Source organism: Bradyrhizobium sp. Kon58 (assembly GCF_055807455.1).
Genome location: NZ_JBVVOT010000013.1, coordinates 1 through 20,111, shown reverse-complemented (window position 1 = coordinate 20,111; position 20,111 = coordinate 1). Strand labels below are relative to the sequence as shown.

General features: G+C 64.2%; 18 protein-coding genes, 1 other RNA gene and 1 pseudogene. 14 read left to right on the top strand and 6 right to left on the bottom strand.

Features of this window, described 5'->3' with window-relative positions; genetic code table 11:
• Positions 1-150 precede the first annotated feature (150 nt).
• The 5 genes from AC0L20_RS21410 (at position 151) to AC0L20_RS21390 (ending at position 7,072) form a co-directional block, all read left to right on the top strand.
• Positions 151-486, top strand: coding sequence for a hypothetical protein (locus AC0L20_RS21410; RefSeq protein ID WP_473291867.1), 336 nt, complete (start codon positions 151-153; stop codon positions 484-486).
• A 270-nt stretch (positions 487-756) separates the two neighbouring features.
• A complete protein-coding gene (locus tag AC0L20_RS21405; protein ID WP_473291865.1) occupies positions 757-2,646 on the top strand; it encodes a sensor histidine kinase in 1,890 nt (629 codons plus the stop codon).
• Positions 2,647-3,081: 435 nt separating this feature from the next.
• Positions 3,082-3,546, top strand: coding sequence for a (2Fe-2S)-binding protein (locus AC0L20_RS21400; RefSeq protein ID WP_473291863.1), 465 nt, complete (start codon positions 3,082-3,084; stop codon positions 3,544-3,546).
• Between the two features lie 8 nt (positions 3,547-3,554).
• Positions 3,555-5,732: a xanthine dehydrogenase family protein molybdopterin-binding subunit gene (locus AC0L20_RS21395; RefSeq protein WP_473291861.1), complete on the top strand. Its 2,178-nt coding sequence runs from the start codon at positions 3,555-3,557 to the stop codon at positions 5,730-5,732.
• Entirely contained in the window at positions 5,729-7,072 is a 1,344-nt protein-coding gene (locus tag AC0L20_RS21390; RefSeq protein WP_473291857.1) for a c-type cytochrome, read from the top strand. Before AC0L20_RS21395 ends, AC0L20_RS21390 begins: the two co-directional genes overlap by 4 nt.
• A gap of 176 nt (positions 7,073-7,248) precedes the next feature.
• Here AC0L20_RS21390 and AC0L20_RS21385 read toward each other — a convergent pair whose 3' ends face one another.
• The 5 genes from AC0L20_RS21385 to AC0L20_RS21365 all read right to left on the bottom strand — a co-directional run bounded on the left by AC0L20_RS21385 (position 7,249) and on the right by AC0L20_RS21365 (position 9,743).
• A complete protein-coding gene (locus AC0L20_RS21385; protein WP_166517682.1) occupies positions 7,249-8,073 on the bottom strand; it encodes a TIGR00282 family metallophosphoesterase in 825 nt (274 codons plus the stop codon).
• Positions 8,051-8,647 (bottom strand): 5-formyltetrahydrofolate cyclo-ligase, encoded by a 597-nt coding sequence (locus AC0L20_RS21380; RefSeq protein WP_473291853.1) that lies wholly within the window; start codon positions 8,645-8,647, stop codon positions 8,051-8,053. The genes AC0L20_RS21385 and AC0L20_RS21380 overlap by 23 nt, the downstream gene beginning before the upstream one ends.
• A gap of 187 nt (positions 8,648-8,834) precedes the next feature.
• Positions 8,835-8,994, bottom strand: a non-coding RNA gene (gene ssrS, locus AC0L20_RS21375) — 6S RNA.
• A 48-nt stretch (positions 8,995-9,042) separates the two neighbouring features.
• Positions 9,043-9,426 carry a cell division protein ZapA gene (locus AC0L20_RS21370; RefSeq protein WP_007599950.1) on the bottom strand — a complete coding sequence of 128 codons (384 nt, stop codon included), beginning with the start codon at positions 9,424-9,426 and terminating at the stop codon, positions 9,043-9,045.
• A complete protein-coding gene (locus AC0L20_RS21365) occupies positions 9,423-9,743 on the bottom strand; it encodes a DUF4164 domain-containing protein (protein ID WP_026232773.1) in 321 nt (106 codons plus the stop codon). The genes AC0L20_RS21370 and AC0L20_RS21365 overlap by 4 nt, the downstream gene beginning before the upstream one ends.
• A 377-nt stretch (positions 9,744-10,120) precedes the next feature.
• On the opposite strand from AC0L20_RS21365, the gene tkt reads away from it, so the two are divergent.
• The 9 genes from tkt to AC0L20_RS21320 all read left to right on the top strand — a co-directional run bounded on the left by tkt (position 10,121) and on the right by AC0L20_RS21320 (position 19,713).
• The gene (gene tkt, locus AC0L20_RS21360) at positions 10,121-12,106 is read left to right on the top strand and encodes a transketolase (RefSeq protein WP_473291851.1); all 1,986 of its coding nucleotides are present in this window, start codon (positions 10,121-10,123) and stop codon (positions 12,104-12,106) included.
• A 146-nt stretch (positions 12,107-12,252) separates the two neighbouring features.
• Positions 12,253-13,260, top strand: a complete 1,008-nt coding sequence (gene gap, locus AC0L20_RS21355) for a type I glyceraldehyde-3-phosphate dehydrogenase (RefSeq protein WP_473291849.1) — start codon at positions 12,253-12,255, stop codon at positions 13,258-13,260.
• 33 nt (positions 13,261-13,293) lie between these two features.
• Positions 13,294-13,452: a hypothetical protein gene (locus AC0L20_RS21350; RefSeq protein WP_473291847.1), complete on the top strand. Its 159-nt coding sequence runs from the start codon at positions 13,294-13,296 to the stop codon at positions 13,450-13,452.
• Positions 13,449-14,645 (top strand): phosphoglycerate kinase, encoded by a 1,197-nt coding sequence (locus tag AC0L20_RS21345; RefSeq protein ID WP_473291845.1) that lies wholly within the window; start codon positions 13,449-13,451, stop codon positions 14,643-14,645. The genes AC0L20_RS21350 and AC0L20_RS21345 overlap by 4 nt, the downstream gene beginning before the upstream one ends.
• 67 nt (positions 14,646-14,712) lie before the next feature.
• Entirely contained in the window at positions 14,713-15,780 is a 1,068-nt protein-coding gene (gene fba, locus AC0L20_RS21340) for a class II fructose-bisphosphate aldolase (protein ID WP_456766272.1), read from the top strand.
• Positions 15,781-16,035: 255 nt separating this feature from the next.
• The gene (locus AC0L20_RS21335; RefSeq protein WP_473291843.1) at positions 16,036-17,061 is read left to right on the top strand and encodes a class I fructose-bisphosphate aldolase; all 1,026 of its coding nucleotides are present in this window, start codon (positions 16,036-16,038) and stop codon (positions 17,059-17,061) included.
• Positions 17,062-17,064: 3 nt separating this feature from the next.
• A complete protein-coding gene (locus AC0L20_RS21330; RefSeq protein ID WP_473291841.1) occupies positions 17,065-17,739 on the top strand; it encodes a thiamine phosphate synthase in 675 nt (224 codons plus the stop codon).
• An 8-nt stretch (positions 17,740-17,747) separates the two neighbouring features.
• Positions 17,748-18,842, top strand: coding sequence for a tetratricopeptide repeat protein (locus AC0L20_RS21325; RefSeq protein WP_473291839.1), 1,095 nt, complete (start codon positions 17,748-17,750; stop codon positions 18,840-18,842).
• 85 nt (positions 18,843-18,927) lie between these two features.
• Complete coding sequence (locus AC0L20_RS21320) at positions 18,928-19,713, top strand: inositol monophosphatase family protein (protein WP_473291837.1); 786 nt, start codon at positions 18,928-18,930, stop codon at positions 19,711-19,713.
• Positions 19,714-19,746: 33 nt separating this feature from the next.
• Here AC0L20_RS21320 and AC0L20_RS21315 read toward each other — a convergent pair.
• Positions 19,747-20,037 (bottom strand): annotated as a pseudogene (locus tag AC0L20_RS21315) (AAA family ATPase); the annotation flags it as partial.
• Positions 20,038-20,111 lie beyond the last annotated feature (74 nt).

Here is a 20,111-nt window from a genome sequence, read left to right as displayed (position 1 = left end):
CACCGAAAGTGACGGAAGCCGCCTCAGGTGCGGCTGGACATAGCGTAGGCGTCGCAGTGCGCGGGTTCGATTGATCTACATCAAGCTCGCGCGCGGAGTGAGCCGCAATCTCGCGAGCGGGGCCTAGTGAATTCATGGAAGGGTTCCGTCATGCTCCGCTATATTCTCGCTTCTCTTGCCGCTTTCGTTTTGCTCACCGCCTGCTTGATCCCCGATGATGCCGAGGCTCGGCGCGGCGGAGGTGCCTATCGGGGTGGCGGCGGTTACCGCGGCGGTGCGGTCGCAGTTCGAGGACCGCGGGGCGGCGGCGCTGTCGCAGTGCGCGGCGCAGGCTACCGGGGCTACGGCTACCGTGGCGGCTATCGCGGCTATGGCTATCGGGGCTACGGTGTAGGAGCAGCAGCGGTCGGCGCGGCTGCCGTTGGCACTGCTGCGTACCGCCGCAGTTGCTACGATGCTTACGGAAACTATATTTGCGCCTATTAATCCGTGGCAACGCGCGATAGCGCGGCTTGGCCCTCTGTGCACGCAAGCAAGCGCTGGCGGTGACCGTCCGACGATGGCGCCGCCCCAGCGTCCTCGGTCTGCAGGTACTCTGGGCCACGTGGCCTATCGCGGGGACCGCGCGACGCCTCGCTATGAACTCTTGCGGACCTGTTTGTGTCAGAATCGCCCCGTAGTTTCCCCTTGTCTCCACTTGTTGATAATCTGATCGAGCAGATACGGTACTCCACTTGGATCGGGGCTCGGGGTGCGATGCTTTTCTGGCTGCCTCGCTCATGGCGAACCTGTCGCGTGCGGAGCCTCACCGCTGCGTTGACAATCGCATTGTTGATCGCGACGACAGGCCAAAGTCCGGCAGCTGATCCAGGGCCGAAACGTGTTCTGATGCTGCATTCGTTCGGCCTCAGGTTCAGACCTTGGACTGATTATTCGGAAGCCCTTCGCGCCGAGCTGAGCCGACGGGCATCCATTGAATTTCAAGACCAATCGCTGCTGAATGCCCGGCGAAGCAGCGACAAGTCAGACGCCCCCTTTGTCGAGTATCTTCGTTCCCTCAATCTAGACCAGCCGCCCGACTTGATCGTCGCGATCGGTGCGCCTGCTGCCAATTTCGTGCAGGCCCATCGCAAAGACCTCTTTCCAACTACGCCGATGCTGTACACTCTGGTAGAGCGACGCCGCGTCGACTTCGATAAATTGACCAAGTACGACGCCGTCGTGGCAATCACGAACGACGATCGTGTTTTCTTTGAAAATATCCTGCAGGTCCTACCTCAAACAACTACGATTGCCATCGTAGTCGGTGCTTCGCCGAGCGAAACCTGGTGGCGTAACGAGGTCGCCAAGTCCACCGCGCGGTTCGCGGATCGTGTCCATTTTCGATGGTACAACGAGCTCTCGTTCGAAGACATGCTCAAGGATGCGGCCAACCTACCGCCGCACAGTGCTATTTTCTGGATTGGATTGAATGTCGATGCGGCGGGAGTGGCGCATGAGGGCAACACTGCGTTTAACCGATTTTACAGCGTAGCCAATGCGCCCATCTTTTTTCACGATGAAAGTTTTTTTGGAGAGGGCATCGTCGGTGGGCCAATGCAGGTCGTCGCCAGACAAAGCAAGCAGGCGGCGGAAGTCGCGCTTCGCATCCTCAACGGCGAAAATGTCGCCGACATCAAGCCGACCTTTGTCCCGCTGGCCGCGCCTATGTTTGACTGGCGACAACTGCAGCGCTGGGGAATTCCCCAAAGCAGACTGCCGCCTGACAGCACGGTTTACTTCCGGGAGCCCAATTTGTGGGAGCGATATTGGTGGCAAATCACGTTCACTATCGCGCTTGTCCTCGCGCAAGCGGGACTGATCGCGCTTTTGTTATTTGAGCATCGTCGGCGTCAATTCGCCGAAGTACAGTCGCGGCAGCGCATGACTGAACTGGCCCACGTCAATCGCTTCGCGACCGCTGGCGAACTGACCGCCTCGATTGCTCACGAGATCAACCAGCCGCTCGGGTCTATTCTGACGAACGCCGAAACCGCAGCCGCGATCCTGCAATCGCAGCGTCCCGATATCGCCGCACTTTCCGATGTTGTTGAACTCAGGGAGATCGTGAACGATATTTTACAGGATGACCGCCGTGCCACCGAGGTCATTCGCAGGATGCGCAGCCTCCTGAAAAAGGCGCCGTTCGAATTGAAGCAACTGGACCTCAATGAGGTTGTGCAAGAGACGGTCAGATTTCTTTCCGCGCTAACCGTTAGCCGAAAATTCGAAATGGCCAACGTGATCACGTCCGACGCGCTACCGATCCTCGGCGATCGCATTCAGCTTCAACAAGTCATTTCGAATCTTGTGCTGAACGGGGTCGAGGCTATGAAGGACACGTCTGACGAAAGCCGCTCTATCAGCATCCGGACTGCGCGCGTGGATCAATTTGCCGAGCTATCCGTGTCAGATCGCGGCCCCGGCATTCCAGAAGACAAATTGAAACAGGTCTTCGAGCCGTTTTACACCAGCAAGGCGGAAGGCATGGGCATGGGCCTATCCATTGCGCGCACCATTATCGAAGCGCACAACGGGGTCATATCAGCGAGTAATCGGGAGCGCGGCGGTGCCTCGTTCACGATCAGGCTTCCCTTTGTCGGTTGATCCAAAACGGCGCCCATACGCGGAGACAGACCCCTCACCCGAGTGAGGCTGCGTCTATCGGCGTCGCTGCCCTCTCCCACAAGGGGAGGGGGCACAACAATGAGTCGCCGCAATTGATCGCGTCGCCGTCTGACTTCCACAATCGCACGACTTTCGTCATCGCATGATTTTGCGCATTCGCACGATCATCTGCGGCGATGATCGGCGCATGTGAAGAAAAAGCGTCAGAAAATGACGCTTATCATATCAATTAGCCCAAAATCACCGCAGCGATCGCCGCACAAATTCGTGAACGTCATGGCCTGACGCGCTCGCCGCGCAAATATGCATTGCCGGAAATGTCGATGCTTCATCGTTTCGCATCGATATGATTATTGTGCGTGCAAATTCGCTGACTAGATCGCCGCAAGCGATCGAGCGAGCAAGGGGATGCATATGGCAACTGTTCTCACCATCAACGGCGAAACGAAATCGTTCGACGCGCCACCTGACATGCCGCTGCTGTGGGTCCTGCGCGACGTCCTCGGGATGACCGGCACCAAGTTCGGCTGCGGCATCGCGCAGTGCGGCGCCTGCACCGTGCACGTCGATGGCAAGGCGGTGCGCTCCTGCGTCTTGCCGGTCGGCGCGGTCGCGAACCGCGCCATCACCACGATCGAGCAGGTCGGCAGCACGCCGACGGGCGCGAAGGTGCAGAAGGCCTGGCTCGATGCCGAAGTGGTCCAGTGCGGCTATTGCCAGTCCGGCCAGATCATGGCGGCCGCGGCGTTGCTGGCAGCAACGCCCAGCCCTGACGATTCCGACATCGACGCCGCGATGGCTGGCAACATCTGTCGCTGCGGCACCTATGTGCGCATCCGCGAGGCCATCAAGCAGGCCGCCGCCGGCCGTCAGTCGTGAGGTCCGCCATGATCACCGACAAGACTCTTCCTGACGTCTCCCGCCGTGCGCTGCTGACTGGTGTTCTCGCCACCGGCTTCCTGCTCGCCTTCCACCTGCCGCTGCGCGCCGCCGTCAACGAGCCGGAGCAGCCGAAGGACACGACCGACGGCAAGTTCGCGCCCAACGCCTTCATCCGCATCGACGAGACCGGCCGCACCGTGCTCCTGATGCCGCAAGTCGAGATGGGCCAGGGGGTCTATACTTCGATTGCGATGATCCTGGCCGAAGAGCTGGACGCCGATTGGGCAAAGGTCGCCGTGCTGCATGCGCCGCCCAACGACAAGCTCTACGCCAACCCCGCCTTCGGCCTGCAGGCCACGGGTGGCTCGACCTCGATCCGCGCCTGGTGGAAACCGTTGCGCGCAGCCGGCGCCAGTGCGCGCGCGATGCTGGTGCAGGCCGCAGCAGTGCAATGGCAGGTCGAGCCTGCAAGCTGCACCGCGTCGAAAGGCGAGGTCGTGCACGCCGCAAGCGGCCGCAAGCTCGGCTATGGCGAACTGGCACTGGCCGCACAGGGCCAGGCGCCGCCGAAGGACGTTTCGGTCAAGGACCCCAAGGATTTCGTCATCATCGGCCAGCCGCTGAAGCGGCTCGACACGCCGGACAAGGTCAATGGCAAGGCCGTGTACGGCATCGACGCGATCCTGCCCGGCATGAAGATCGCCGCGATAGCCAATTGCCCGGTCTTTGGCGGCAAGGTCGGCAAGGTCGACGACAGCGCGGCGGTCAAAATTTCGGGCGTGCGCAAGATCGTGGTGCTCGAGGACACGGTCGCCGTGATCGGCGACCACATGTGGGCCGCGAAGAAGGGCCTCGATGCGCTCGAGATCGAGTGGAACGAGGGCCCGAACGCGAAGCTCAGCACGGAGGATATCTGGCAGCATCTGCGCGCCGCCAGCGCGAAGGACGGCGTGGTCGCGAAATCGGTCGGGGACATCGCCAAGGGGCTCGCCAGCGGCGACAGGTTCGAGGCGAGCTTCGAACTGCCGTTCCTTGCACACGCCTCGATGGAGCCGATCAACGCCACCGTCCACGTCAGGCCTGATGCCTGCGAGATCTGGACCGGCACGCAGATCATGACGCGCGTGCAGTCGGAGGCGGCGAAGGCCGCGGGCCTCCCGGTCGACAAGGTGATCGTCAACCAGCATCTGCTCGGCGGCGGCTTCGGCCGCAAGCTCGAGCCGGACATGGTGGTCGCCGCCGTGAAGATCGCAAAGCAGGTCGACTATCCCGTCAAGGTGATATGGACGCGTGAGGAGGACATCCAGCACGATGTCTACCGGCCGGTCTATCGCGACCAGGTGACGGCAACGCTGGTCGACGGCAAGGTTGCGGCCTGGAAGTACAAGGTCGCCGGCTCCGCCGTGCTGGCGCGCTGGCTGCCGCCGGCGTTCCAGAAAGGTATCGATATCGACGCGGTCGATGCCGCCGTGGATGCGCCCTACGACTTCGCCAACTTCCATGTCGAATATGTCCGCGCCGAACCGCCGGGGGTGCCGACAGGATTCTGGCGCGGCGTTGGTCCGAACAACAACGTGTTCGCGGTCGAATGCGCGATGGACGAGCTCGCGCGCAAGGCCGGCAAGGACCCGGTCGAATTCCGCCGCTCCATGCTGACCAAGAATCCGCGCATGCTCGCGGTGCTCAATCTCGCCGCCGAGAAATCCGGCTGGGGCCAACCGCTGCCACCGCGCGTCGGTCGCGGCGTCTGCGTCCAGCCGTCGTTCGCAAGCTTCCTCGCCACCGTGGTCGAAGCGGAGATCGACGATATCGGCGAGATCGTGCTCCGCCGCATCACCTCGGTGGTCGACACCGGCATCGCGGTCAACCCCGATACGGTGAAGGCGCAGATCGAGGGCGGCCTGGTGTTCGGCCTCACCGCCGCGCTCTATGGCGAGATCACCATCGAGAAGGGCCGCGTGCAGCAATCGAATTTCCACGACTACCGGATGATGCGCATCAACGAGATGCCGAAGATCGAGGTGATCGTGGTCAAGAGCGGCGAGGCGCCCGGCGGCATCGGTGAGGCCGGCGTCAATGCCGGCCCGCCGGCGCTGCGCAACGCCATTTACGCGGCAACCGGCGTCGCGCTGCGGCGCCTGCCGATCGATCGGAAACTGCTGGCTGCGGGGAAAAAGGCATGAGCGGCAAGATGCGTATCCTCACCGGCATCGTCGTGATCGCCATCGTCGCGGTGGTTTCAGGCGTCTGGTTCATCCGCGGGCCCGGCCCGCTCGACTTCGCCGGCGGCCCCAAGGTGGCGCTGGCGGATTACCGCGCCGGCAAGCCGGCCGGCGTGCCGGCCAGGCTGGAGAAGGCGAGCCTGGTCGAACGCGGCGAATACCTCGCGAAGGCGGCCGACTGCATGGTCTGCCACACCAAGCCGGGTGAGAAGGACTATTCCGGCGGGCTCGGCTTCAAGCTGCCGTTCGGCACGCTCTATTCCACCAACATCACGCCGGACAAGGACACCGGCATCGGCAATTACAGCGACCAGGATTTTCTCAACGCGGTCCAGCGCGGCAAGCGCCATGACGGCGCCCGGCTCTATCCGGCGATGCCCTACACGTCCTACACTTACATGACCGACGAGGACGTGCTGGCGGTGAAGGCCTATCTGTTCAGCCTGCCTGCGGTGCGCGCGAAGCCGCCGGAGAACACGCTGTCGTTCCCGTTCAACCAGCGCTGGGCCATGATTGTCTGGTCGGCCGTGTTCAATCCCGACACGCGCTTTGCGCCCGACACCTCCAAGAGCCCGCAATGGAATCGCGGCGCGTATCTTGTTGAAGCGTTGGCGCATTGCGGCGAATGCCACACGCCGCGCAATCTCGGCTTTGCGCTGGACAACCGCAAGAAATTTGCAGGCGCGATCACGGCGGGCTGGCGCGCCTTCAACATCTCCTCCGACAAGGCCACCGGCCTCGGCAGCTGGCGTGACGAGGACCTTATCTCGTATCTCTCGCTCGGCCACGCGCCGGGCCACGGCTCGGCCTCGGGTCCGATGGGTGAAGCGGTCGACCACAGTTTCAGCCAGTTCGCGCCTGAGGACATAAGCAGCATCGTCGCGTATCTGCGCAGCGTGCCGCCGCAGCCCTCGCCCGACCTGCCCGCAACCACCGCGCCCGTTGCGCCCACCTCGCACAAGGACGGCATCACGGCGGACGCACGCGGCAAGAAGATGTTCGCCAGCGCCTGCGCCAGCTGCCACGGCTGGAGCGGCGAGAGCCCGGTCTCGCCGATGGCGACGCTGACCGGCACCTGGGCCGTCAACGACCCCGCCGCCACCAACGTCGCGCAGATCGTGATCTCGGGCACCAAGCGCCACACGCCCGACGGCGCGCTGTCGATGCCCGCGTTCGGCAACGCCTATAGCGACGACGAGATCGCGGCGGTCGCGAATTACGTCACGGCGCGGTTCGGAGCGAAGGGGTCGAAGCTGACCGCGAAGGATGTGGCGGAGTTGCGGGAGCAGACGGCGGAGTAGCGCAGACGACGCAAATCAGAAGCAATGTCGTCCTGGCGAAAGCCAGGACCCATTACCCCAACTGCCTGTTTGGCGCGACACCCTCGACCACGAGCCTGCCCGTTACCGCGGCCGGTGGTAATGGGTCCTGGCTTTCGCCAGGACGACACTGAGTGTGTGGCGAGCTACGCGAAAACTCAGCTCAACCAGAATTTCGGCGTCGTCGGCTCCAGCCGGCCGCCCGCGCGCACCGGTGCAATCCGCAATGCGAGCCCTGTCGCGTCATCGGTCTCCACGGCGACGCCGCTGAGCGTCGCTGCGCCCGCCGCCGGCTCGAAGCGGCCTGAGGGTATCCCGGAGGTGAACCTCCGCAGCGGCTCCTCCTTCTGCATGCCGATGATGGAATCGTAGTCGCCGGTCATGCCGGCATCGGTCATGTAGGCGGTGCCGCCTGACAGGATCTGGTGGTCGGCGGTCGGCACATGGGTGTGGGTGCCGACGACGAGGCTGGCGCGGCCGTCGCAGAAGAAGCCGATGCCCTGCTTCTCGCTGGTCGCCTCGCAATGGAAGTCGACGACGATGGCGTCCGCGGCAATGCCGAGCGGGCAGGCGCCGAGCTCGCGCTCCAGCGCTGCGAAGGGATCGTCGAACGGGGTCATGAAGACGCGGCCGAGCGCGTTGACGACGAGCGCATGCTTGCCGTTCTTGGTCTCGACCAATGCGGCGCCGCGGCCGGGCGTGCCGCGCGGATAGTTCGCCGGCCGCACCAGGCGCTCGGCGCGCTCGATGAACACGAGTGCTTCGCGCTGGTCCCAGGAGTGATTGCCGAGCGTCACCGCGTCGGCGCCGGCGTCGAGAAACTCCTGATAGATGGCTTCCGTGATGCCGAAGCCACCGGCGGAATTCTCGCCGTTGACGACGACGAAATCGAGCGACCAGTCCTTGACCATGCCGGGCAGATATTCGGCGATGGCATTGCGCCCGGCACGGCCGACGACATCACCCACGAACAGAATGCGCAACTTCAGAACTCCGGAAATCGAATACGTCGGATTCCGTTAGCACATAATCCAGCGCCACGTCGTGGGCTAGTGCCGGAACCGCCTTGATCTCCTGCGCTGCAAAAGCGAGCCCGATGCCGACGATATTCTTGGCTTTTCGCAGATGCGCGAAGGTGTGGTCGTAATGCCCCGCGCCATAGCCGATGCGATGGCCGAGACGATCGAAGGCCGCGAGCGGCGTCAGCATGATGTCGGGAATGACTTCAGCGGCCCCAGGCGACGGCTCGGGAATGCCGAGCGGGCCGAGCATCAGGCGATCGTTCGGATGGAAGATGCGGAAGATCAGCGACTGGCCGCGCGCGGTGACGCAAGGCAGCGCGAGCCTGGCGCCCTGCTCGGCCAGCGTCTTCAGCAGCGGCATCGGATCGATCTCGCTGCGGATCGGCGAATAGCCGGAGACGATGCTGCCCGGCAGCAGCGAGAATGGCAGCCCGCGCTTGGCGAGCTTGGCGGCGGCGGCGGTGCGTTTCTTGTCGCTCAGCGCATCGCGCGCCGCGAGGGCTTTGGCGCGGAGTTCGGCTTTGGTGTTGGTCATGCGCGCTTGCTCCGCCGTCATCACCCGCCTTGTGCGCCTTGCGCACTGGGGCGGGTGATCCAGTATTCCAGAGGCCGTGGTGATTCACACAAAAGCCGCGGCGTACTCGATGCCCCGGTCAAGCCGGGGCATGACCTGTTGAACCGGCCGCAATCGCTCCAACAAGCACAAAGCAAGCAAACAAAAGTGCGAAGCCGCGAACGCCGTTGAAGCACTCGATCCCGGAGTTCCCTACGAAAGTAGGTGGGCACCATATGTCCGAGCCCACGGGCCCGGCCAGGGACAGTTCCCTAAAGGATCGATAAGGCCCCGGGGATAATGGCTCCTGACGCGCGTCGCAGCCCCGCTCGGGCAATGTAACAACGATGCTGACGAATCGCCAGCCCGGTGAAGGGTCAGCCGATGGCGATCCCGTTGCCGACGGTGCGGTTCAGGACCTGGGTCGACTTCTCGATGCGCTCGGCCGCAGAGTTCAGTGCGTTCACGACCGCGGTCTGGGTCAGCCGAGCGCGCTCCACAGCGGCGTTGCGGAAATCCCGTAGCTCGGTCAGCTCCTGCTCCATGGTCCGGATGCGGTTGCCGGCGTCGACCAATTCGTCGCAGACGGTCAGCGCCGCCATCACGGTGAGCCTGGCATCACCGATCTCGCCGAACTTTCCGCGCAGCGACTGGATCCGCGTCTCCAGGCTTTCGGCGAGCTTGAGCAGCCGCACCTCCTGGCCTTCCTCGCAGGCCATGCGGTATTGCCGGCCGTTGATGGTGACGTTGATGTGGCTCATCCGTCCTCTCCGGTATCGAGCACCGAGCGAATCGTGACGATCGCGGAATCCAGCCGATCGGAGATCTCGCGGCTGGAGCGCTCGAGCTTGCGCGCCTTCACCAGCGCGCCGTCGAGTTCGTCGGCAAGGCGCGAGCGGTCCGCGCCCAGCGCCTGAATCCGCGCCGCGAGCTCGTTCTCGTCGCGATCGGCATCGCGCCGCCGCTCCACCGCGCTTTCGAGCGAGTCGAGCGCCGCCATGAGCCTGCGGGTCGCGATCTCGATCTCGACGGCCGAGGACTCGGTCATGGCAGAGCTGTTGGATACGCGATCGTTCATGCAGTCAGCGGCGGAACCTGTGGCCTATCCCCGGGGGGCTTGCCGTCCGGCAAAAGACTCGGTTCGGCAAGCGGTTAGAAGCAGAAATTTACGTGGCAAGCTAGCGGAGCGCAACGCCGCCACGAAACTATGCACTGATAGATCGGGATGGGCTTCATCCCGATCTATCAGTCCCTGCCGGGCATGATCTGGCCGGAAAACCGGCCTCCACTTTTCCGGATCATGCCGTAAGCAACTTTTACGGCCAAACCGGCGTTTGATTGCCTTGGCCTGCCGGAACCGAGATGCTATCCCAGCCGCGACCCCAGCGGCCGAAAGGCTCCTTCCGGCGCGGCAAATCCAGCCACAAGCGCCTCATTTCAGACGGATTTTCAGACATGACGCAGGTCGATCACAACCGTATGGCCAATGCGATCCGCGGCCTTGCCATGGACGGCGTCGAGAAGGCGAAATCGGGTCATCCGGGCCTGCCGATGGGCGCCGCCGACATGGCGACCGTGCTGTTCACGCAATTCCTGAAATTCGACGTCGCCGCGCTGGACTGGCCGGACCGGGACCGCTTCGTGCTCTCGGCCGGGCACGGCTCGATGCTGATCTATTCGCTGCTGTATCTGATCGGCAGTCCCGAGATGACGATCGACCAGCTCAAGGACTTTCGCCAGTTGGGGTCGCTGACCCCCGGCCATCCCGAGCACGGCCACACCAAGGGCATCGAGACCACCACCGGTCCACTCGGCCAGGGCATTTCCACCGCCGTCGGCATGGCGCTCGCCGAGAAGATGCTCGCGGCCGAGTTCGGCAAGAAGATCGTCGATCACCACACCTATGTGATCGCTTCCGACGGCGATTTGATGGAAGGCGTTTCGCAGGAAGCGATCGCGATGGCCGGGCACTGGAAGCTCAACAAGCTGATCGTGCTCTACGACGACAACGGCATCTCGATCGACGGCCCGACCTCGATCTCCGACTCCGTGGACCAGGTGAAGCGGTTCAAGGCGTGCGGCTGGGCCGCCGAAAAGATCGACGGCCACGACCAGGCCGCGATATCGGCCGCGATCACGCGCGCGCAGAAATCAAACAAGCCGACGCTGATTGCGTGCCGCACCACCATCGGCTTCGGCGCCCCGCACAAGGCCGGCACCAACAAAGTGCACGGCGAAGCGCTCGGCGCCGACGAGCTCAAGGCCGCCAAGGAAAATCTCGGCATTTCGCTGGAGCCGTTCTCGGTGCCCGACGACGTGCTGAAAGCCTGGCGCGCGGCCGGCAGCCGCGGCGCGGCGGCACGACAGGAATGGGAAGCAAGGCTCGGCGAACTCGGCAGCCGCAAGCGCGCCGAATTCGAGCGTCGGCTCCGTCACGAACGGCCAGCAGCGCTGGCAAAGGCGTTCAAGGGCTACAAGAAGGAGCTCTTGGAAAAGCCGATGAATGCGGCGACCCGCAAATCCTCCGAAGCCGTGATCGAAGTCATTGCCGGCGCGATGCCGATGGAATTTTTGGCGGGCTCGGCCGACCTCACCGGCTCCAACAACAACAAGGCGAAGTCGGCGACTGCGTTCTCGGCCAAGACGCCGAAGGGCCGCTTCATCCATTACGGCATCCGCGAGCACGGCATGTGCGCGGCGATGAACGGCATCTTCCTGCACGGCGGCTTTGCGCCGAACGGCGCGACATTCCTGGTGTTCACGGATTATGCGCGGCCCGCGATGCGGCTCGCCGCGTTGATGGGGACCGGGGTCGTTTATGTGATGACCCATGATTCCATCGGCCTCGGCGAAGACGGCCCGACCCACCAGCCGGTCGAGCATCTCTCGGCACTTCGCGCCATTCCCAACATGCGCGTGTTCCGCCCGTGCGATTCCATCGAGGTTGCCGAGTGCTGGGAGCTCGCGCTCAACCGCATCGACGGCCCGACGGTGCTGGCGCTGACCCGGCAGAACCTGCCACAGCTGCGCACCACCGCGCCGAACGAGAGCCCGTGCCGGTTCGGTGCCTACGAGCTGGTAGCCGCCCAGGGCGAAGCCAAGGCGACGCTGTTCGCCTCGGGCTCCGAAGTGGAGATGGCGGTAGCCGCCCAGAAGCAGCTCGCCGAGCGCGGCATTCCGACCCGGGTGGTCTCGGTTCCCTCGCTCGAGCTCCTGCTAGCGCAACCAAAGGAACGCCGCGACGAGATCATCGGCAACGCCCCGGTCAAGGTCGCGATCGAGGCCGCCGTGCGCTGGGGCTGGGACGCCGTGATCGGCCAGGATGGCGAATTTATCGGCATGCACTCCTTCGGCGCCAGCGCCCCTCTCAACAAGGTATTCCAGCACTTTGGCATTACCGCCGAGGCCGCGGTTAACGCCGTTCTGAAACGCGTTTCCTGAGAGTTGAGATTGCCGAAAAAAAGGACTACCTAACTCTCATATGATCAAGCCCCGCCCGGCCGAACCGGGCGTCCGCCCTAAAAAAACCCTCGCAGGCGCGCTAGCGCGTTGTGCGGGATGACAACGGTCATTGAAGGAGACGAAACATGGCAGTCCGCGTCGGAATCAACGGTTTTGGCCGCATCGGCCGCAACATCCTGCGGGCCATCGCCGAGTCCGGCCGCAAGGACATCGAGGTCGTCGGCATCAACGACCTCGGCCCGGTCGAGACCAACGCGCATCTGCTTCGCTTCGACAGCGTCCATGGCCGTTTCCCCGGCACCGTGACCGTCGATGGCGACACGATCAGCCTCGGCGGCAACAAGATCAAGGTGACCGCCGAGCGCGATCCCTCGAAGCTGCCCTGGAAGGATCTGGGCATCGACATCGCGATGGAATGCACCGGCATCTTCACCTCGAAGGACAAGGCCTCCGCGCATCTGACCGCCGGCGCCAAGCGCGTTCTGGTTTCTGCGCCCGCCGACGGCGCCGACGCCACCGTCGTCTACGGCGTCAACCACGACACGCTGACCCGGGAACATCTGGTCGTCTCCAACGGCTCCTGCACCACCAACTGTCTTGCGCCGATCGCCAAGGTGCTGAACGACCTCGTCGGCATCGAGACCGGCTTCATGACCACGATCCACGCCTATACCGGCGACCAGCCGACGCTCGACACCATGCACAAGGATCTCTATCGCGGCCGCGCGGCTGCGATGTCGATGATCCCGACCTCGACCGGCGCCGCCAAGGCGATCGGCCTGGTCCTGCCCGAACTGAAGGGCAAGCTCGACGGCGTCGCGATCCGCGTGCCGACCCCGAACGTCTCGGTCGTCGACCTCAAGATCGTCGCCAAGCGCGCCACCGAGGTCAAGGAAATCAACGCGGCGATGAAGCGCGCCTCCGAGCAGCAGCTCAAGGGCATCCTCGGCTACACCAGCGCGCCGAACGTCTCGATCGACTTCAACCACGACCCGCACTCCTCGACGTTCCACGAGGACCAGACCAAGGTGCAGAACGGCACGCTGGTGCGTGTGATGTCCTGGTACGACAACGAGTGGGGCTTCTCGAATCGCATGGCGGACACCGCCGTTGCGATGTCGAAGGTGATCTAACCAAGACGCGTCACGGCACAGCCGGAGAACGCCATGACCTCGCAACTCGTCGCCCTCGCGCTCCTCTTGGCGTTGATGGGCGGCCTGTTGTTCCTGTTCTTGCGATCGGGCTCGAAGATCAAGCCCGATCCGAATCGGAAGATCGAGGACTGGCCCAACATTACTCAAGGTGGTTCAGGGGATCCCTCGTGACCAACAAATTCCGCACCCTCGACGACGTCGATGTGAAGGGCAAACGTGTCCTGCTGCGCGTCGATCTCAACGTGCCCATGGAGAACGGGCGCGTTAGCGACGCGACCCGGCTCGAGCGCGTCGCGCCGACCATCACCGAAATCTCGGACAAGGGCGGCAAGGTCATCCTGCTCGCGCATTTCGGCCGGCCGAAAGGACGCGATGGCAAGGACTCGCTCAAGCCTGTTGCCGAGGCATTGTCGAAGGTCGTGAAGAAGCCCGTCGCGTTTGCCGACGACTGCATCGGCGAGCCCGCGGCCAAGGCCGTGGCGGCGCTGAACGACGGTGACATCCTCTGTCTGGAAAACACCCGCTTCCACAAAGAGGAAGAGAAGAACGATCCGGCCTTTGTCGCGGAGCTCGCAAAACTCGGCGACATCTGGGTCAATGACGCGTTCTCGGCCGCGCACCGCGCCCACGCCTCGACCGAAGGCCTCGGCCACAAGCTGCCCGCCTATGCCGGCCGCACCATGCAGGCCGAACTGGTCGCGCTGGAGAAGGCGCTGGGCTCACCGACCAAGCCCGTCATCGCGATCATCGGCGGCGCCAAGGTCTCGACCAAGATCGACCTGCTCGAAAACCTCGTGACCAAGGTCGACGCGCTCGTGATCGGCGGCGGCATGGCCAACACCTTCCTGCACGCCCAGGGCGTCGGCATCGGCAAGTCGCTGGCCGAGAAGGATCTCGCCGCGACCGCGCTGCGCATCATGGAAAAGGCGGAAGCCGCCAACTGCGCCATCATCCTGCCGGTCGACGCCACCGTCGCCTATCATTTCGCGGCCAACGCGCCGTCGCACGCCTATGGGCTGGACGCGATTCCGGCCGACGGCATGATCCTCGACGTCGGTCCGCAGTCGATCGCGCGTGTTCATGCCGCGATCGACGATGCGGCGACGCTGGTCTGGAACGGACCGCTCGGTGCGTTCGAGATGCAGCCGTTCGACCGCGGCACGATGTCCGCCGCCAAGCACGCCGCCGAGCGCACCAAGGCCAAGAAGCTGGTCTCGATCGCGGGCGGCGGCGACACCGTGGCGGCCCTCAACCAGGCCCATGTGGCCGGTCAGTTCACCTATGTCTCGACCGCCGGTGGCGCATTTCTTGAATGGATGGAAGGCAAGCCCCTGCCCGGCGTCGAAGTTCTGCGCATCAAGTAATCGGTCGGCAAGTCGTCAGCCGCCTTCAAGCAGTGGCCTTGCAGGCCCAAACGGGAGAAAAACACAGATGGCTCGGATCACGTTGCGTCAATTGCTCGACCATGCGGCGGAGAACGATTACGGCGTCCCGGCCTTCAACATCAACAACATGGAGCAGGCGCTGGCGATTATGGACGCGGCCAACCAGGTCGACGCGCCCGTCATCATCCAGGCCTCGCGCGGTGCGCGCTCCTACGCCAACGACATCATGCTCAAGCACATGATGGACGCGGTGACCGAGATCTATCCGCACATTCCGGTCTGCGTGCATCTCGACCACGGCAACGAGCCGGCGACCTGCATGACCGCGATCCAGACCGGCTTCACCTCGGTCATGATGGACGGCTCGCTCAAGGCTGACGGCAAGACCCCCGGCGATTGGGGCTACAATGTCGGCGTCACCAAGACCGTGACCGACATGGCCCATCTCGGCGGCATCTCGGTCGAGGGCGAGCTCGGCGTGCTCGGCTCGCTCGAGACCGGCATGGGCGACAAGGAAGACGGCCACGGCGCCGAGGGCAAGCTCAGCCACGACCAGCTCCTCACCAATCCGGACGAGGCCGTGAAGTTCGTCCAGGAGACCCAGGTCGACGCGCTCGCGATCGCGATGGGGACGTCGCACGGCGCCTACAAATTCACCCGCAAGCCCGACGGCGACATCCTCGCCATGAACGTGATCGAGGAGATCCACCGCAAGCTGCCGAACATGCATCTCGTCATGCACGGTTCCTCGTCGGTGCCGCAGGACCTCCAGGACATCATCAACGCCTATGGCGGCAAGATGAAGCCGACCTGGGGCGTGCCGGTGGCCGAGATCCAGCGCGGCATCAAGAACGGCGTGCGCAAGATCAACATCGACACCGACAACCGCATGGCGATGACCGGCCAGATCCGGAAAGTGCTCAAGGACAATCCGGAAGAGTTCGACCCGCGCAAGTACCTGAAGCCCGCAATGGAAGCGATGACCAAGCTGTGCAAGCAGCGGCTCCAGGAATTCAATACCGCAGGCCAAGCCTCCAAGATCAAGAAGGTGCTGACCACGGCCGAGATGGCCAAGCGCTACGCCAAGGGCGAGCTCGCCCCGAAGGTGGCGTGAAGCTGCTCTATCCTCCCCCTCTCCCTGCCCTTCGCGGGGAGAGGGTTGGGGTGAGGGGCTCTCTCCGCAGATGAGATGACTGCGGGACCTGTACCCCCTCACCCGGATCGCAAGGGCGATCCGACCTCTCCCAGCAAGCGGGGCGAGGTGAACAAGCCCTCCCCCCTTACCCTGCGACGAACGTTAACTCGGCATTTGCCCGAGAACGGTCTATTTTCACCGGCAAGGGCAGAATCGTTTTGGGAGGACATCTCGATGAATCTGACTGAGCTGAACAGGATCGCGACCGCTCTGGTCGCGCCCGGCAAGGGCATCCTTGCCGCCGACGAATCCTCCGGCACCATCAAGAAGCGTTTCGACGCGATCGGCGTGGAATCGACCGAGGAGAACCGCCGCGACTATCGCGAGATGCTGTTCCGCTCGAAGGACGCGATGAACCAGCACATCTCCGGCGTCATCCTCTATGACGAGACGATCTGGCAGAACGCAAAGGATGGCACGCCCCTGGTCAAGCTGATCGAGAGTAGCGGCGCCATTCCCGGCATCAAGGTCGACGAGGGCACGCAACCCCTGCCGATGTGCCCGGGAGAGCTCGTCACCGTCGGGCTCGACAAGCTCGCCGAGCGCTTGAAGAAATATTACGAGCGCGGCGCGCGCTTCGCCAAATGGCGCGCGGTGATCGACATCGGCAGCGGTATTCCCTCGATGACCGCGATCAGCGTCAACGCCCACGCACTGGCGCGTTATGCAGCGCTGTGCCAGGCCGCGCAGATCGTGCCGATCGTCGAGCCCGAAGTGCTGATGGACGGCGATCACGACATCGATCGCTGCTATGAGGTGACGAGCCGTGTGCTCAACAAGACCTTCCAGGAATTGCGCGTGCAGCGCGTCGCGCTCGAGGGCATGGTGCTGAAGCCGAACATGGCCATCTCCGGCAAGAAATCCGCCAAGCAGGCTTCCGTCGAGGAGGTCGCGGAGAAGACGATACGGCTGCTTAGGGCGTGCGTGCCCGCGGCGGTGCCCGGCATCGCGTTCCTCTCCGGCGGCCAGTCGGATGAAGAGGCAACGGCGCATCTCAACGCTATGCACAAGCTCGGCCCGCTGCCCTGGGGCCTGACTTTCTCCTACGGTCGCGCCCTCCAGGCCGCGCCGCAGAAGGCCTGGTCGGGCAAGGCCGAGAACGTCGCAGCCGGACAAAACGCATTCAGTCATCGCGCGCGCATGAATGGCCTCGCCTCCAAGGGCGAATGGCAAAGCGGCCTGGAACAGAAAGCAGCCTAGATCTTGTCGAACAAATCTCCTCCGCCGCGCCCGGCGCCGCGCCTTTATCTCGCGACGCCCGTCGTCGATGATCCCGCTTCGCTTCTGGCCGAGTTGCCCGGCCTGCTCGCCGCCGCCGACGTCGCGGCCGTGCTGTTGCGGCTGAAGGTGACCGATCAGCGCACCATGATCTCGCGGATCAAGGTTTTGGCGCCGCCGGTCCAGAAAGCGAGCGCCGCGCTGCTCGTCGACGGCCATCCTGAGCTCGTCGCACGCGGCGGTGCCGACGGCGCGCACCTGCCCGGCATCGCCGCGCTGAAAGAGGCGCTGCCATCGCTGAAGCCCGATCGCATCGCCGGGGTCGGCGGGCTGACGACGCGGCACCATTCCATGGATGCGGGCGAGATCGGAGCGGATTACGTTCTGTTCGGCGAGCCCGACGCAAAGGGCCAGCGGCCGTCGTCGCAAGCGATCGCCGAGCGGCTGGACTGGTGGGCCGAGCTGTTCGAGCCGCCCTGCGTCGGCTTTGCCATGTCGCTGGAAGAGGCCCACGAATTCGCCGCCAGCGGGGCCGATTTCGTGCTGGTGGGCGACTTCATCTGGACCGATCCGCGCGGACCCAAGGCGGCGCTGATTGAGGCCGACGCTGCGATCAAGAAGGCTCATGCGACTGCGCTTGCAGAACAGGAGCACGGCTAGCGCCCGTCATGAAGCTCCCGCGCATCACCATCCTGGCCACGCTGCTGCTCACAGTGCCCGCGGCCGCGCAGCTCCAGATCACGCCGCCCGTGGCAACGCCGAACCCTTCGGCCGAGAAAAGCAAGGACAAGCCGAAGGCCACGCCGCACACCATCACCAAGAAGAAGGAAGCGGCGCCGGCACCAAAACCGTCAGCCTCCCCCAAACCTTCAGCGTCCTCAAAGCCTGCTCCGGCTGCGACCGTGATCCCGGCGCCTCCGACCGACAATCCCAACGTCGATCTGGTGTTCGGCGCCTATCAGCGCGGTCAATACAAGACCGCCTTCGAACTCGCCACCGCTCGTGCCGAGACCGGCGATGCCAAGGCGATGACCATGCTGGGTGAGCTCTATTCCAACGCCATGGGCATCCGGCGCGACTACGCCAAGGCGCTGCAATGGTACAAGCGCGCGTCTGATGCCGGCGACCGCGAGGCGATGTTCGCGCTCGCCATGCTCAGGATGTCCGGCCGCGGCGGCCCGGTCGACAAGAACGAGGCGGTCAAGCTGATGGCGTCCGCCGCCAAGCTCGGCGAGCCCAAGGCGGCCTATAACCTCGCGCTGCTCTATCTCGACGGACAGACCCTGCCGCAGGACGTCAAGCGCTCCGCCGAGCTGCTGCGCCAGGCGGCTGATGCCGGCCTGCCCGAGGCGCAATACGCGCTCGCGACCTTCTACAAGGAAGGCACTGGCGTGCCGAAGGACCTGGAACGGGCGGTGCGTCTGCTCCAGGTCGCCACGCTGACCGACAATGTCGATGCCGAGGTCGAATACGCCATTGCGCTGTTCAACGGCACCGGCACGCCGAAGAACCAGCCTGCGGCCGTCGCCCTGCTCCGCAAGGCGTCCCGCCAGGGCAGCGCGATCGCGCAGAACCGGCTGGCCTGGGTGCTGATCAACGGCATGGGCACGGCCGTGGACAAGGTCGAGGGCTTCAAATGGCATCTGGTGGCCAAGACCGCCGGCAAGGGCGATCCGGAGCTGGACAAGCAATTGTCCGATTTGCCGGCCGAGGACCGGGCCAAGGCCGAGGCCGCCGCCAGGAAATGGCTCGGGGCCAAATGACTTGACGTTGAGGCCCCCGCAGGGCACCCCATCCCTCAAACAGGCGCGATTTCGCGCCATTTCCCCCGATCAAGACCGGAAGCTCATGCTGTATTCCGCAACTATCAACGTCATGGTCAAGGCCGCGCGCCGCGCCGGCCGCAGCCTCAAGCGCGATCTCGGCGAGATCGAGCATCTCCAGGTCTCGCTGAAGGGACCGGCGAATTTCGTCTCGCTGGCCGACAAGCGCGCCGAGGAGATCCTCTACCAGGACCTCGCCAAGGCGCGGCCCGGCTACGGCTTCATCGGCGAGGAAGGCGGCACGCGCGAGGGCTCCGACAAGAGCCACACCTGGATCGTCGATCCGCTCGACGGCACCACCAACTTCCTGCACGGCATCCCGCAATTCGCGATCTCGATCGGGCTGTCGCGCGAGGGCACGATCATCGCCGGCGTGATCTACAACCCCGCCAATGACGAGCTCTACATTGCCGAGCGCGGCAAGGGCGCATTCCTCAACGACCAGCGCCTGCGCGTGGCCGGCCGCCGCCAGCTCAACGAATGCGTGGTGGCCTGCGGTCTGCCCCATATCGGCCGCGGCGACCATGAGGAATTCCGCCGCGAGATGACCGCGATGCAGGAGCGCGTCGCCGGCCTGCGCCGCTTCGGCGCCGCCTCCCTCGACCTCGCCTTCGTCGCCGCCGGCCGCCTCGACGGCTACTGGGAACGCAATTTGCAATCCTGGGACGTCGCCGCCGGCATAATCATGCTGCGCGAAGCGGGCGGCACGGTCACCGACATCGACACCCCCGGCGATGCGCTGGTGACGGGCAATGTCGTGTGCGGGAATGAGTTCGTGCACGGGGAATTGGTGAAGATCTTGCGGAAGTAGGGGGCGGCAGCTCGACGGCTCGATCTACGACGTTCAAGAATCGTCGTCCTCGTCGTCCTCCTCCTCGCGATATTCACCGCCAATGGTCAGGCCTTCGATGGCCGTGGCGCCTTTCGACTTGATCACCCGGCGAAGCGGGACCGAACTCTCGCTTCGCAGTGCGTCCATCAGCTGTTCCGAATGGGTGACGATCCAGATGTCGGCGCGGCGTGATGCCTTGGCGATGAGCCGGGCCAGTGGCGCCAGCAGCGACGGATGCAGGCTGGTCTCGGGTTCGTTCAGCGCGATGAACGGCGGCAGCCGGTAGCCCATGAACACCGCGAGCTATCGCTGAAAGTTGGTGACGGCGGGAATCGGAAAGGCGGCATATCGTGGGGGTGCTTGACGCCTCCACTTCT

Excerpts from the sequence above, each read along its gene's own strand:
- AC0L20_RS21410 (WP_473291867.1), top strand. The coding sequence starts at position 151 with ATGCTCCGCTATATTCTCGCTTCTCTTGCCGCTTTCGTTTTGCTCACC.
- AC0L20_RS21405 (WP_473291865.1), top strand. The coding sequence starts at position 757 with ATGCTTTTCTGGCTGCCTCGCTCATGGCGAACCTGTCGCGTGCGGAGC.
- AC0L20_RS21400 (WP_473291863.1), top strand. The coding sequence starts at position 3,082 with ATGGCAACTGTTCTCACCATCAACGGCGAAACGAAATCGTTCGACGCG.
- AC0L20_RS21395 (WP_473291861.1), top strand. The coding sequence starts at position 3,555 with ATGATCACCGACAAGACTCTTCCTGACGTCTCCCGCCGTGCGCTGCTG.
- AC0L20_RS21390 (WP_473291857.1), top strand. The coding sequence starts at position 5,729 with ATGAGCGGCAAGATGCGTATCCTCACCGGCATCGTCGTGATCGCCATC.
- AC0L20_RS21380 (WP_473291853.1), bottom strand. The coding sequence starts at position 8,647 with ATGACCAACACCAAAGCCGAACTCCGCGCCAAAGCCCTCGCGGCGCGC.
- AC0L20_RS21370 (WP_007599950.1), bottom strand. The coding sequence starts at position 9,426 with ATGAGCCACATCAACGTCACCATCAACGGCCGGCAATACCGCATGGCC.
- AC0L20_RS21365 (WP_026232773.1), bottom strand. The coding sequence starts at position 9,743 with ATGAACGATCGCGTATCCAACAGCTCTGCCATGACCGAGTCCTCGGCC.
- tkt (WP_473291851.1), top strand. The coding sequence starts at position 10,121 with ATGACGCAGGTCGATCACAACCGTATGGCCAATGCGATCCGCGGCCTT.
- gap (WP_473291849.1), top strand. The coding sequence starts at position 12,253 with ATGGCAGTCCGCGTCGGAATCAACGGTTTTGGCCGCATCGGCCGCAAC.
- AC0L20_RS21350 (WP_473291847.1), top strand. The coding sequence starts at position 13,294 with ATGACCTCGCAACTCGTCGCCCTCGCGCTCCTCTTGGCGTTGATGGGC.
- fba (WP_456766272.1), top strand. The coding sequence starts at position 14,713 with ATGGCTCGGATCACGTTGCGTCAATTGCTCGACCATGCGGCGGAGAAC.
- AC0L20_RS21335 (WP_473291843.1), top strand. The coding sequence starts at position 16,036 with ATGAATCTGACTGAGCTGAACAGGATCGCGACCGCTCTGGTCGCGCCC.
- AC0L20_RS21325 (WP_473291839.1), top strand. The coding sequence starts at position 17,748 with ATGAAGCTCCCGCGCATCACCATCCTGGCCACGCTGCTGCTCACAGTG.
- AC0L20_RS21320 (WP_473291837.1), top strand. The coding sequence starts at position 18,928 with ATGCTGTATTCCGCAACTATCAACGTCATGGTCAAGGCCGCGCGCCGC.